Origin of the sequence: Pseudomonas sp. Root71 (genome assembly GCF_001429045.1) — a bacterium.
Lineage (GTDB): Bacteria > Pseudomonadota > Gammaproteobacteria > Pseudomonadales > Pseudomonadaceae > Aquipseudomonas > Aquipseudomonas monachiensis.
The window spans coordinates 613,606-624,486 of the sequence record NZ_LMHY01000029.1; the positions used below are offsets into that span (position 1 = coordinate 613,606).

Genomic DNA, 10,881 nt, shown 5'->3' on the forward strand with positions numbered 1-10,881 from the left:
GTCGGCGGTGCTGCTGAAGGCGGGGCCCTTGTGGGAGCGAGCCTGCTCGCGAAGAGGCCCGCTCCATCACCAGGGATTTCAACCCTGGGCGAACATCTCCTTGGCCCGTTGCTCGATCTGCTCCTGGGTCAGGTCTTCCTTGTGCGTGGCCAGGAACCACAGGTGCCCGTAGGGATCCTTCAAGGTCCCTGAACGGTCGCCGTAAAACTGATCCTTGACCTCCGATACAACGGTTGCACCGGCATCGATCGCCTGTTTGTAGGACTTGTCGACATCTGTCACATACAAATGCAGACCCACGGACGGCGAATTGTCCGGGTTGCTCAGCGGCCCCTGATCGCACGGTGTGCCCAACATGATCGGGCAATCGCCGATGCGCAGTTCCGCGTGGCCGACACCGCCATCGGGCGTGTCCAGGCGCATGATTTCAATGGCGCCGAAGGCTTTTTTGTAGAAAGCGATGGCTTCGGCGGCTTTGTTGATGCCCAGATAGGGGGTGACGCTGTGATATCCCTCTGGAATGGGTTTGACGCTCATGATGGATCTCCCTGTTGTTTTTTGAATGGAAAGTACCTGTGCCGTTGTACGACCGAATAAATATAGGCCAGCCTCTTTCGCACCCACCGAGTGCCCGACGAGCAGCAGCGCCACACAATTGCCATCAAGTCGGCTCCAACCAGTGCGCGCCCGGCCCGCGTTCTCCCGGCACATCGACAATGATCGCCATTTCTTGATAGCCACTATTGAAAGCGTTGATTTCTGCTGTCCGGGAGGCGCGGGTAGCCTGTGTTCATTGCTTCGAACCCAGTCGCCAGGACGCCAGAAATGAAACCGATGATTGCTGCTTTGCTGATGCTCGCTGTCTCCGTACTCGCCGGATGTGCCAGCCATGTTTCCCCTGAGCTTCGGCCTTACACGGCTGAAGAAAGCAAGGAACTTGCCCTGGAGGCGCTGAACCGCCGTGGGTTGTCCTTCGACGAATACCACGCGAAAAAAGCCGAACTGCTCGGCCAGCCGCAAAAGTCGTTCAACTTCGACAACCAGGGTGAAATGAACGCCGGGCGGTCTGTACAGCTTCACGGTCGTCCAAGCTGAGGCGAAACTGTACTGCTTCAAGTTTTGCGTAACTGTCCATGGGTTTCGCCGAGGGTGTGCGATAGGGTCAACACCTGACCGACCCTGACGGACTGCCACCCATGACGCTCTCTCTCGACCTGCTGCTGGGCTTCGCCCTGTTTGCCCTCGTCACCTCGATCACGCCCGGCCCGAACAACACCATGTTGCTGGCATCGGGGGTGAACTTCGGCTTTAACCGCACCATTCCGCACATGCTCGGCATCACCTGTGGCTTCTTTGTACTGGTGGTGGCGGTCGGTTTTGGCCTAGGCGCGGTGTTCCAGACTTACCCTTTGCTCTACACCGTTCTGCGTTATGTGGGGGCGGCGTATTTGCTGTATCTGGCGTGGAAAATCGCCCATTCCGGGCCCATGTCGGAGAGTCAGCAGGGCGAGGCGAAACCGATCAGCTATTTGGGCGCCGCCGCGTTCCAGTGGGTCAATCCCAAGGCCTGGATCATGGCCATTGGCGCCATCAGCACCTACACACCGATGCAGGGTTATTTCACGAATGTGATCGTGATCGCGGCCGTCTTTGCGATCATCAACCTGCCGAGTGTCGGTGTCTGGGCCGCGTGCGGCACGCTGTTGCGCAATGTTCTGAAGGATCGTCGCTGGTTGCGCCTGTTCAATTGGGGCATGGCCGCGCTGCTCGTGGGTTCGCTGTATCCGCTGTTGCTTGAAAGCTTTAGCTGACGCATTGCTTCAACCGGTTGCCCGATGCCTGTTAAGCTGACTTTTCAGGAGCGTTCCTACGCACTATTAAATGAAGTAATTCTTCTTTAACGGCATCCGATCAGGTATTGGTAGCGTTCTGAAAACAGCGCGCAGCTCACAAGGCTGCGCTTTGCCGTTTGCAGTCACGAGCTTCCTGATCCCGGAACACGCTCTGCGAGTCTTTTATGAATAAACGTCCGTTGTATTTCGATTACGCCGCCACCACGCCGGTGGATGAGCGGGTCATCAAGGTGATGGTCGAGTGTCTGGGTTTTACCGGCAATTTCGGCAACCCGGCCTCCAGCTCCCACGTCTTCGGCCAGCAGGCCCGGCAATCGGTCGAACAGGCGCGACGCCAGGTCGCCGAACTGGTCGGCGCGACGCCCGGGCAGATCGTCTGGACCTCCGGCGCCACCGAATCCAACAATCTCGCGCTCAAAGGCGTGACCCAGGCCCGCGGCACTGGCGGCGGCCATATCATCACCAGCCAGATCGAACACAAGGCCATTCTCGATACCGCCCGGCAACTGCAGGAGGCCGGAGTCGCGCTGACCTACCTGGTGCCGGACGCCGAGGGCCTGATCACGGCGCAAGCGGTCAGCGAAGCCATGCGCGAGGACACCTTCCTGGTGTCGCTGATGCTGGTCAACAACGAACTGGGCACCCTGAACGACATTCCCGCCATCGGTCAGGTCGTGCGTGATCGCGGGGCGTTGTTCCATGTCGACGCCGCACAGGGCGCGGGCAAAGTGGCGATCGATCTCGCGCAGTGGCCGGTGGACCTGATGTCGTTTTCCGCGCACAAGCTCTACGGCCCCAAGGGCATCGGCGCGTTGTACGTCGGTCCGCGTGCACAACAGCGTTTGCAGGCGCAGATCCATGGCGGCGGGCATGAGGGCGGTTTACGCTCCGGCACGCTGGCGACCCATCAGATCGTGGGCATGGGCGCGGCCTTTGCACTGGCAGCGGCTGCGTTCGATGAAGAGAAAGCTACCATCGTGCGCTTGCGTGAACGCTTGCTCGAGCAATTGCGGAGCATTCCCGGCATACGTCTCAACGGCAGCCCGACCCGGCGTATTCCCCATACCTTGAGCCTGACCTTCGACGAGGGCGAGTTCAACCCGGCGGCGTTGCTGGCCTCGATCGCGTTTTCCGCGACCTCGGCCTGCAATTCCGCGAGCAATACCCCATCCCATGTACTGCTGGCCCTGGGGCACGATGCCCGCTCCGCCAGTCGCACCATCCGCTTGAGCCTCGGGCGTTTCACCACCGAGCAGGACATCGACCAGGCGGTTCAACTGATCAAGGCAGCCTGCGTCAGTGCTCCGGCTTTCTGGCAATAGGGCAACGAAGCGCCGACGTTGATCGGCACTCAACAATAATGATGACGTGGTTAGCAGGAGACACGATGAATACGCAGCTTTCGATCAATGGATCGGTGCCCCAGCGCCTGGCGCAAACCCGCGAACTGATGAGCCGGGAGGGCATTCACGCCTTGCTGGTGCCGTCGGCCGACCCGCACTTGTCCGAATACTTGCCGGGTTACTGGCAGGGGCGCCAGTGGTTGTCGGGTTTCCATGGTTCGGTCGGCACCCTGATCGTGACCCCGGACTTTGCCGGCGTCTGGGCCGACAGCCGTTATTGGGAGCAGGCGACCAAGGAACTCAAGGGCAGCGGCATTGAACTGGTCAAGCTGCAACCGGGTCAGCCCGGGCCACTGGAGTGGCTGGCCGAGCAAACCCCCGAGGGGGGCGTTGTCGCGGTCGATGGCGCGGTCATGGCGGTGGCATCGGCACGGACCCTGGGCACCAGGCTTGAAGAGCGCGGCGCTCGCCTGCGCACCGACATCGACCTGCTGAGCGGCGTCTGGACCGACCGTCCAGGGCTGCCGGACGAACCGATCTATCAGCACTTGCCTCCACAGGCGACCGTCAGCCGTGGCGAAAAACTTGCCAAACTGCGTGAAACCCTTCAGGCGCGGGGTGCCGACTGGCATTTCATCGCCACCCTCGATGACATCGCCTGGCTGTTTAACCTGCGCGGTGGCGACGTGTCGTTCAACCCGGTGTTTGTTTCTTTCGCCTTGATCAATCAGCAACAGGCCACGCTGTTTGTCGCCTTGAGCAAAGTCAGCGCCGAGCTGCGTGCCATCCTCGAACAGGACGGTGTGACCTTGCGCGATTACAGCGAAGTCGCTGCTGCACTGCGTGCCGTGCCGAGCGGCGCGAGCTTGCAGGTCGACCCGGCGCGGGTCACTGCGGGGTTGCTGGATAACCTCGACAGTGGGGTGAAGCTGATCGAAGGCCTGAACCCGACTACCCTGGCCAAATCGCAAAAGAGCCTGGCCGATGCCGAACACATCCGTCAGGCCATGGAGCAGGACGGCGCAGCGCTGTGCGAATTCTTCGCCTGGCTGGACTCGGCGCTGGGACGCGAGCGCATTACCGAACTGACTATTGATGAAAAACTCACCGCCGCCCGTGAGCGCCGTCCGGATTATGTGTCGCTGAGTTTCAACACCATTGCCGCGTTCAACGCCAATGGCGCGATGCCGCACTACCATGCCACCGAAGAAGAACACGCGGTGATCGAAGGGGACGGCCTGTTGCTGATCGACTCCGGCGGCCAGTACCTGGGCGGTACCACCGACATCACGCGCATGGTTGCGGTGGGCACGCCGACCGATGAGCAAAAGCGCGATTGCACCCGTGTGCTCAAGGGCGTGATTGCCTTGTCCCGCGCGCAGTTCCCGAAAGGCATCCTGTCACCGCTGCTCGATGCCATCGCCCGTGCGCCCATCTGGGCGGAAAGTGTCGACTACGGTCACGGCACCGGTCATGGCGTCGGTTACTTCCTGAACGTCCACGAAGGTCCGCAAGTCATCGCTTATCAGGCCGCACCTGCACCGCAAACCGCGATGCAACCCGGCATGATCACGTCCATTGAGCCGGGCACCTATCGTCCGGGTCGTTGGGGTGTGCGGATCGAAAACCTGGCGATGAACCGTGAGGCAGGCAAAAGCGAATTCGGCGAGTTCCTCAAGTTCGAAACCCTGACCCTGTGCCCGATCGATACGCGCTGCCTGGAAATCTCTCTGCTGTCGGACGAGGAAAAGCAGTGGTTCAACGCCTACCACGCCGAAGTGCGCGAGCGCCTGAGTCCGTTGGTCGAAGGTGCTGCACTTGAGTGGCTGAACACTCGTACTGCGGCTATCTGATCGGTTTGCTGCTATAGCTATTTGTTTATGTGCAGCTCAGGCGCTTTATCCAGCGCCTGAGCCATATAGTCGACAAAGGCTTTGACCCTGGCGGATTGGCGACGATTCGCCGGGGATACGGCATAAATTGGCAGCGACAACGTACTGTAGTCCTGCAAAATCGCGCTCACCCGGCCGGTGCTCAGGTCTTCGCTGAATAGCCATATCGGTGACAGTGCAATCCCCAATCCCCCCAGCACCATTTCGCGGATCGCCTCGGAATTGTTGCTCTGCGCATTGCCCTTGATCCGCACTTCGTGGCGTTGGGTGTCTTTTGTGTACAGCCACAGGTTTTGACTGCTCAACAGGTTGAACATCAGGCAGTTGTGCCTGCCCAGTTCCTCCGGTGTTTGCGGTTGACCATTTTGCCTGAGGTAGTCAGGTGATGCGACGGTGACACGGTGGGTATTGCCGACAAGGCGAGCAATCAGGCCACTGTCGTTCAGGGCTCCGATCCTGAACGTCACGTCCAGCCCTTCGCTGACCAGATCCTGGTTTTGATCGCTCAGTTGCAGGTCGATCTGTACGTCAGGGTAGTGTTTGAGAAAGTCCGGCAAGCGGGGGGCGATCTGCAAGCGTCCGAAACTGACCGACGAGCCGATTTTCAACGGTCCGGCGGCCCTTTCCCGACCGGATTGAAAGCTATGTTCCGCCGCGTCCACGGCGGCGAGGATGAGTCTACATTCGTTGTAGTACCGCTGACCTTCGTCCGTCAGGGACAACTTGCGGGTACTGCGGGTAATCAGCTTTCCGCCCAATCGGGCTTCCAGTGCTTGCAACACTTTGCTGATGGTCGGCTGGCTGGTCTGCAACTCCCGGGCAACGGCGGAAAAACTGCCCCGTTCGACCACCCGCACGAAAATCGCCATTGCATTGAGTTTGTCCACGGGATCGCTCATTGATGCCGTAATGGAATGATCACTATAGCGGCATGGCGTCTTATCGGCATGAATTGAGCAAGACAAAATCAGTCCTGCATTCACTACTGATGGGACATGGCGAAATGACTGACTTACTGAATATGCGCGCTCTGATGGTTGACTCGGCCAATGCGCCGTTACGTCTGGTTTCCATTGCACGGCCCGTGCCGCAGGCGGGGCAGGTACTGGTCAGGATCAGGGCCAGCGGTGTCAATCCGCTGGACGGCAAAATCCGCTCCGGGCAGGCGACCCATGCGGCTCAACCATTGCCGGCGATAGTGGGGATGGATCTGGCCGGAACCGTAGCGGCGTTGGGGGAGGGCGTCAGCGGCTGGCTGCCGGGAGATGACGTGTATGCGATGGCCACTGGTATTGGCGGTATTCAAGGTTCATTGGCCGAGTACGCGGTGGTCGACGCGCGACTGTTGGCTCGCAAACCACACAACTTGAGCATGCGTGAGGCTGCCGGTTTGCCGCTGGTGCTGATCACCGCTTGGGAAGGTCTGGTCGACCGGGCTCGCGTTCGGCCCGGGCAAAAGGTATTGATCCATGGTGGCGCCGGTGGTGTTGGCCATGTCGCGGTGCAAATCGCCCGCGCTTTTGGCGCAGAAGTTTTTGCTACGGGCTCTGCCGGGCAGCAGTCGATTATCGAAGGGTTCGGCGCGACGTTTATCGATTACCGCAAGTCTTCGGTTGAAGACTATATGGCTGAGCATACGGCCGGTGAGGGCTTCGACATTGTTTATGACACAGTGGGGGGTGAAACGCTGGATGCGTCATTCAAGGCGGCACGGATGTATCACGGCCATGTGCTCAGTTGCCTGGGGTGGGGTCAGCACAGCCTGGCACCGCTTTCCTTTCGGGGAGCGACATACTCCGGTGTCTTCACTTTGCTGCCGCTCCTGACCGGCAAGGGGCGTGAGCATCACGGCGAGATTCTGCACGAGGCGGCGCGGTTGATTGAGGCGGGCAAGCTCGCGCCGTTGCTTGACCCGCACTCGTTCACGCTGGAATCCGCAGAAGCCGCCCATGTACTGCTCTTGTCAGGAGAGGCAAAGGGGCGGTTGGTGGTCGAGATTTAAATCAGGGCTTCGAGCACGAAGTCCAGTCGATCCTGGCCGAAATACAGCTGGTCATCGACAAACATGCTTGGTACGCCGAATACGCCGCGCTGCACCGCTTTCTCGGTGTTGTCCTTGAGCGTTGCCTTGACTGTTTCGTCGGCGGTCAGTGCCAGCACCTCGTTGGGATCGAAACCGTTGTCGCTCAGCACCGCCGCTACGGTGGCCGGGTCATTGAGGTTGCGGCCGTCGACCCACAGGGCGTTGAACAGGCAGTCAATGAAGGCGACAAAACGCTCGGGGTGGTGCAACTGAATGCCGGTCACGGCACGCATCAGCATCAGGGTGTTGATCGGGAAATGCGGATTGAACTTCAGTGGTACGCCGTAGCGCCGGGCATAACGGTCGAGGTCCTGAATCATGTGGCGGCCCTTGGCGGGAATGGTCGCCGGGGAGGCGTTGCCGGTGGCCTTGAACACGCCGCCGAGCAGGATCGGGATGTAGATCAGTTGGCTGTCGGTTTGCTCACAGATTGTCGGTAGCTGGGTATAGGCCAGGTAAGTGGTGGGGCTGCCCAGGTCAAAAAGGAATTCCACGGTTTTGCTCATGTTCGATGCGCTCTGCTTATTGTTGTGGGGGAGGGCTTACCAGCGTTCGCTCCAGGGGCGCAGGTCCAGTTCGAAAGTCCAGGCGTCGCGGGGCTGGCTGTGCAGGTACCAGTAATTCTCGGCGATGTGTTCGGGGTCGAGAATGCCGTCCTGATCCTTGGTCGCGTATTTCTCGGGGAAGCTGTCGCGGATGAAGTCGGTATCGATGGCGCCGTCGACGACGACATGGGCAACGTGAATGTTCATCGGGCCGAGCTCTCGGGCCATGCTTTGCGCCAGTGCTCGAATGCCGTGCTTGGCGCCGGCAAATGCGGCGAACCCGGCTGCTCCACGCAGGCCTGCAGTGGCACCGGTGAACAGGATCGTGCCTCGCTGGCGCTTGGCCATGCGTTTGGCCACTTCACGGGCATTGAGAAAACCGGAAAAACAGGCCATTTCCCAGATCTTGAAATACTTGCGGGCGGTTTCTTCGAGAATGCTGCACGGTACATTGGCGCCGATGTTGAAGACAAATGCCTCGATGGGACCGATCTCGCTTTCGATCTGCTCGACCAGTGCTACCACATCATCTTCCTTGCGGGCATCGCAGGCGAAACCGTGGGCCTCGCCACCGTCGGCCTTGATGGCATTCACCAGTGGCTGGAGCTTGTCCGCACTGCGGCGGGTGACGCAGGCGACAAAACCCTCCTGGGCAAAACGCTTGGCAATGGCGCCACCCGTGGAATCACCTGCACCGACGACCAGTACGACCTTCTTGTTATTCATGGGTAGATCCCTTTTGGTAAACGATCGTTAACTAAACGAACGTTATGCTATGATTCGACAGACGTCAAGGCGAGCAATTTAGGGAGAAGGGAAATGCGTTATTCGGCCAGTCACAAGCTGGAAACCAGGCAAAGGCTGCTGGAAAGCAGTGCGGTATCGGCCAAGAAGTCTGGATTTTCAACGGTCGGCGTGGACGGCCTGATGAAAGCGATTGGCTTGAGTGGCGGCGCCTTCTATAGCCATTTCTCGTCGAAAGACGAGTTGTTCGCCAGCATCGTCGAGCGTGAGTTGGGGCAAAGCCTGACGCGACTGGGGGAGGGACAGGACCGTGACAAGCTTGAGCGTTGTTTGAAACAGTACCTGAGTATGTCTCACGTCGAGAATCCGGAGACCGGTTGTGCATTGCCGGCATTGGGGGCGGAAATTGCCCGATCCGGCCTGATGGTCCGTCAACAGGCCGAGCACTGGATTTGTCGGCTTCAGGAACGTTGGGCGGGTGTTCTGCAAAGCGACAGCCTGGCGTGGGCGATTCTGTCGCAATGTATTGGCGCGCTGGTGGTAGCGCGCATGCTGGCTAGCCCTGATATCCAGCGCACTGTGCTGAAGTCCAGCTACGAGGAAATCGGCCGTCAGATCGCAAGTCCGAGAACCTGACGCGACGGCCCTGTCTATTTGCAGATGACAATCATGCTGCGGCTGGTATAACCCGCAGGATTGAGGCCAAACGGATAATCGCCGGGCTCTTCCACGGCATCTCCCGATTTGGCGATGACCTTGTATCCCTTGGGGGCGCAGGAGTTGGCTGCGCTGGCGTAGCACTTGTCCCAGGATGAAGACAGTCCGGAACAGTTGATGTGTAGCCCTTTCTTACCGTGCTTGATCTGAGTTTCCGAGGTCGCTGCGCAGCCCGCAATTGCAAGTACGGCGACCAGTATCAAAAATCGTTTCATTACTGTCCTTATAGCGTCCCCGGATCTTGTGCCCGGGTCTGGCTGCATTCGCTTTCGCTTGACGCGTACCGATATCCCTATCTGAAATGGTCCATGGCATGACTCTGGGGTGCGGGCTAAACATGGCCTAATTGAGCGGCAAATACCAGAGCCGTGTCATATCTGCTTTCAATCTGCCGCTACTGCTGGCCTGGTGGCAGAGCTCATGGTCATGGTTGCACCGACAGATGCCAGAATGATGCACATGATTGCCATCCATTGTGACAACGAGAGGTATTCATGAAGGAACAGCAAGCCAGATAGCGCGCCGAAGGCAGGCTCGATACTCATCAGTGTGCCGAAGGTTCTGGCCGGCATACGGGTCAGGGCGACCATCTCCAGGGTGTAGGGGAGAGCGGTGGACAAGATGGCGACGCCGAGGGCCACAGGGATCAAAGATGGAGTCAGCAGAGCGGAACCGGCATGGACAATACCGATGGGGGCTACGAAGAGCGCAGCGATCATTACGCCCAGCGCGGCGGTTTGCACGCCATTGTCGGCCCCGGCTTTTTGCCCGAACAAAATGTACAGTGCCCAGCAGACTCCGGCACCCAAGGCATAACCCGCACCTACCAGATCGATGCCGGCGGTCGCTTCTCCCGTCGGTATCAGTAACAGTAAGCCGACGGCAGCCAGGGCGATCCATAAGAAGTCGATCGCGCGACGCGAGGCGTAGATCGCCACCGCCAGTGGGCCGGTGAATTCAAGTGCAACCGCGATGCCCAGCGGGACGGTTTGCAGCGACATATAGAAGAGGAAGTTCATGCCGCCCAGCGCCATCCCGTAGACGATGACGGTGCGCAGGGACCTGGCGGTGAGTTTGGCCCGCCATGGACGCAGTATCAGCATCATGATCACACTGGCAAAAATCAGTCGTAATGTTGTCGTCCCCTGAGGGCCGACAACCGAGAACATGCTTTTGGCCAGGGAAGCTCCGGACTGGATCGACGCCATGGCTATGAGCAGCAGCCCAACCGAGAACAGGGTAGAGGCTAGGCTGCGAGGCTGGTCATTCATTGCGTGGCATCGTCCGAAATATAGGTGTCAAGGGTATTTCTATTTGTGTTGGGCAATATACTGCGCATTCCCTGCAGGCGCGTCTATATATAAGCAGTGTTTTTGCACATATCGGTAGAAACTCGAATCAGTGCTTGACGGCAGATTCTGGAAGCCTATAATTCGCCCCACTTCCGGCGCAGTCGAAACGGAAAACTCCTTGGTAAACAATGAGTTACGCAGTTTTCGACAGCGGGTCGCTTCAGTTCATCGAAGCCGAAAGGGAGTTGAAAAAGAGGTGTTGACAGCAGCGTGTAACGCTGTAGAATTCGCGTCCCGCTGACGAGAGATCTGAAGCGCAAGTGGTTGAAGTTGAAAAGGAAACTTGGAAAACTTCTGAAAATAACCACTTGACAGCAAATGAGGCTGCTGTAGAATGCGCGCCTCGGTTGAG

The 10,881-nt window shown here is 59.0% G+C and carries 12 protein-coding genes; 6 read left to right on the forward strand and 6 right to left on the reverse strand.

From position 1 onward, the window contains the following. Window positions 1-78: 78 nt before the first annotated feature. Window positions 79-537: a VOC family protein gene (locus tag ASD95_RS26580; protein WP_056727043.1), complete on the reverse strand. Its 459-nt coding sequence runs from the start codon at window positions 535-537 to the stop codon at window positions 79-81. Between the two features lie 288 nt (window positions 538-825). On the opposite strand from ASD95_RS26580, the gene ASD95_RS26585 reads away from it, so the two are divergent. The 4 genes from ASD95_RS26585 (at window position 826) to ASD95_RS26600 (ending at window position 5,049) form a co-directional block, all read left to right on the forward strand. Beyond that, window positions 826-1,095 (forward strand): hypothetical protein, encoded by a 270-nt coding sequence (locus tag ASD95_RS26585; protein ID WP_056727042.1) that lies wholly within the window; start codon window positions 826-828, stop codon window positions 1,093-1,095. A gap of 101 nt (window positions 1,096-1,196) precedes the next feature. After that, window positions 1,197-1,811, forward strand: coding sequence for a LysE family translocator (locus ASD95_RS26590; RefSeq protein WP_007993943.1), 615 nt, complete (start codon window positions 1,197-1,199; stop codon window positions 1,809-1,811). Window positions 1,812-2,017: 206 nt separating this feature from the next. Next, the gene (locus tag ASD95_RS26595) at window positions 2,018-3,175 is read left to right on the forward strand and encodes a cysteine desulfurase family protein (RefSeq protein ID WP_056727041.1); all 1,158 of its coding nucleotides are present in this window, start codon (window positions 2,018-2,020) and stop codon (window positions 3,173-3,175) included. 65 nt (window positions 3,176-3,240) lie between these two features. Continuing rightward, window positions 3,241-5,049 (forward strand): aminopeptidase P family protein, encoded by a 1,809-nt coding sequence (locus ASD95_RS26600; protein WP_056727040.1) that lies wholly within the window; start codon window positions 3,241-3,243, stop codon window positions 5,047-5,049. A 17-nt stretch (window positions 5,050-5,066) separates the two neighbouring features. Here the strand turns inward: ASD95_RS26600 and ASD95_RS26605 are convergent, their stop codons facing one another. Beyond that, window positions 5,067-5,987: a LysR family transcriptional regulator gene (locus ASD95_RS26605; RefSeq protein ID WP_177336492.1), complete on the reverse strand. Its 921-nt coding sequence runs from the start codon at window positions 5,985-5,987 to the stop codon at window positions 5,067-5,069. Between the two features lie 104 nt (window positions 5,988-6,091). Here ASD95_RS26605 and ASD95_RS26610 point away from each other — a divergent pair, with 104 nt between their 5' ends. Beyond that, complete coding sequence (locus ASD95_RS26610) at window positions 6,092-7,090, forward strand: zinc-dependent alcohol dehydrogenase family protein (RefSeq protein WP_056727433.1); 999 nt, start codon at window positions 6,092-6,094, stop codon at window positions 7,088-7,090. On the opposite strand, the gene ASD95_RS26615 is transcribed toward ASD95_RS26610, so the two are convergent. Continuing rightward, complete coding sequence (locus tag ASD95_RS26615; RefSeq protein ID WP_056727038.1) at window positions 7,087-7,677, reverse strand: 2-hydroxychromene-2-carboxylate isomerase; 591 nt, start codon at window positions 7,675-7,677, stop codon at window positions 7,087-7,089. The genes ASD95_RS26610 and ASD95_RS26615 overlap by 4 nt on opposite strands. A gap of 36 nt (window positions 7,678-7,713) precedes the next feature. Further along, window positions 7,714-8,442, reverse strand: coding sequence for an SDR family oxidoreductase (locus ASD95_RS26620; protein WP_056727037.1), 729 nt, complete (start codon window positions 8,440-8,442; stop codon window positions 7,714-7,716). Between the two features lie 93 nt (window positions 8,443-8,535). Between ASD95_RS26620 and ASD95_RS26625 the strand changes: the two genes are divergently transcribed. Then, window positions 8,536-9,096 (forward strand): TetR/AcrR family transcriptional regulator, encoded by a 561-nt coding sequence (locus ASD95_RS26625; RefSeq protein WP_056727036.1) that lies wholly within the window; start codon window positions 8,536-8,538, stop codon window positions 9,094-9,096. A gap of 14 nt (window positions 9,097-9,110) precedes the next feature. On the opposite strand, the gene ASD95_RS26630 is transcribed toward ASD95_RS26625, so the two are convergent. Next, the gene (locus tag ASD95_RS26630; RefSeq protein WP_008054256.1) at window positions 9,111-9,392 is read right to left on the reverse strand and encodes a hypothetical protein; all 282 of its coding nucleotides are present in this window, start codon (window positions 9,390-9,392) and stop codon (window positions 9,111-9,113) included. Between the two features lie 168 nt (window positions 9,393-9,560). Continuing rightward, window positions 9,561-10,448, reverse strand: coding sequence for a threonine/homoserine exporter RhtA (gene rhtA / locus ASD95_RS26635; protein WP_056727035.1), 888 nt, complete (start codon window positions 10,446-10,448; stop codon window positions 9,561-9,563). Window positions 10,449-10,881 lie beyond the last annotated feature (433 nt).

Excerpts from the sequence above, each read along its gene's own strand:
- rhtA (WP_056727035.1), bottom strand. The coding sequence starts at position 10,448 with ATGAATGACCAGCCTCGCAGCCTAGCCTCTACCCTGTTCTCGGTTGGG.
- ASD95_RS26620 (WP_056727037.1), bottom strand. The coding sequence starts at position 8,442 with ATGAATAACAAGAAGGTCGTACTGGTCGTCGGTGCAGGTGATTCCACG.
- ASD95_RS26590 (WP_007993943.1), top strand. The coding sequence starts at position 1,197 with ATGACGCTCTCTCTCGACCTGCTGCTGGGCTTCGCCCTGTTTGCCCTC.
- ASD95_RS26610 (WP_056727433.1), top strand. The coding sequence starts at position 6,092 with ATGACTGACTTACTGAATATGCGCGCTCTGATGGTTGACTCGGCCAAT.
- ASD95_RS26615 (WP_056727038.1), bottom strand. The coding sequence starts at position 7,677 with ATGAGCAAAACCGTGGAATTCCTTTTTGACCTGGGCAGCCCCACCACT.
- ASD95_RS26630 (WP_008054256.1), bottom strand. The coding sequence starts at position 9,392 with ATGAAACGATTTTTGATACTGGTCGCCGTACTTGCAATTGCGGGCTGC.
- ASD95_RS26580 (WP_056727043.1), bottom strand. The coding sequence starts at position 537 with ATGAGCGTCAAACCCATTCCAGAGGGATATCACAGCGTCACCCCCTAT.
- ASD95_RS26595 (WP_056727041.1), top strand. The coding sequence starts at position 2,018 with ATGAATAAACGTCCGTTGTATTTCGATTACGCCGCCACCACGCCGGTG.
- ASD95_RS26585 (WP_056727042.1), top strand. The coding sequence starts at position 826 with ATGAAACCGATGATTGCTGCTTTGCTGATGCTCGCTGTCTCCGTACTC.
- ASD95_RS26605 (WP_177336492.1), bottom strand. The coding sequence starts at position 5,987 with ATGAGCGATCCCGTGGACAAACTCAATGCAATGGCGATTTTCGTGCGG.
- ASD95_RS26600 (WP_056727040.1), top strand. The coding sequence starts at position 3,241 with ATGAATACGCAGCTTTCGATCAATGGATCGGTGCCCCAGCGCCTGGCG.
- ASD95_RS26625 (WP_056727036.1), top strand. The coding sequence starts at position 8,536 with ATGCGTTATTCGGCCAGTCACAAGCTGGAAACCAGGCAAAGGCTGCTG.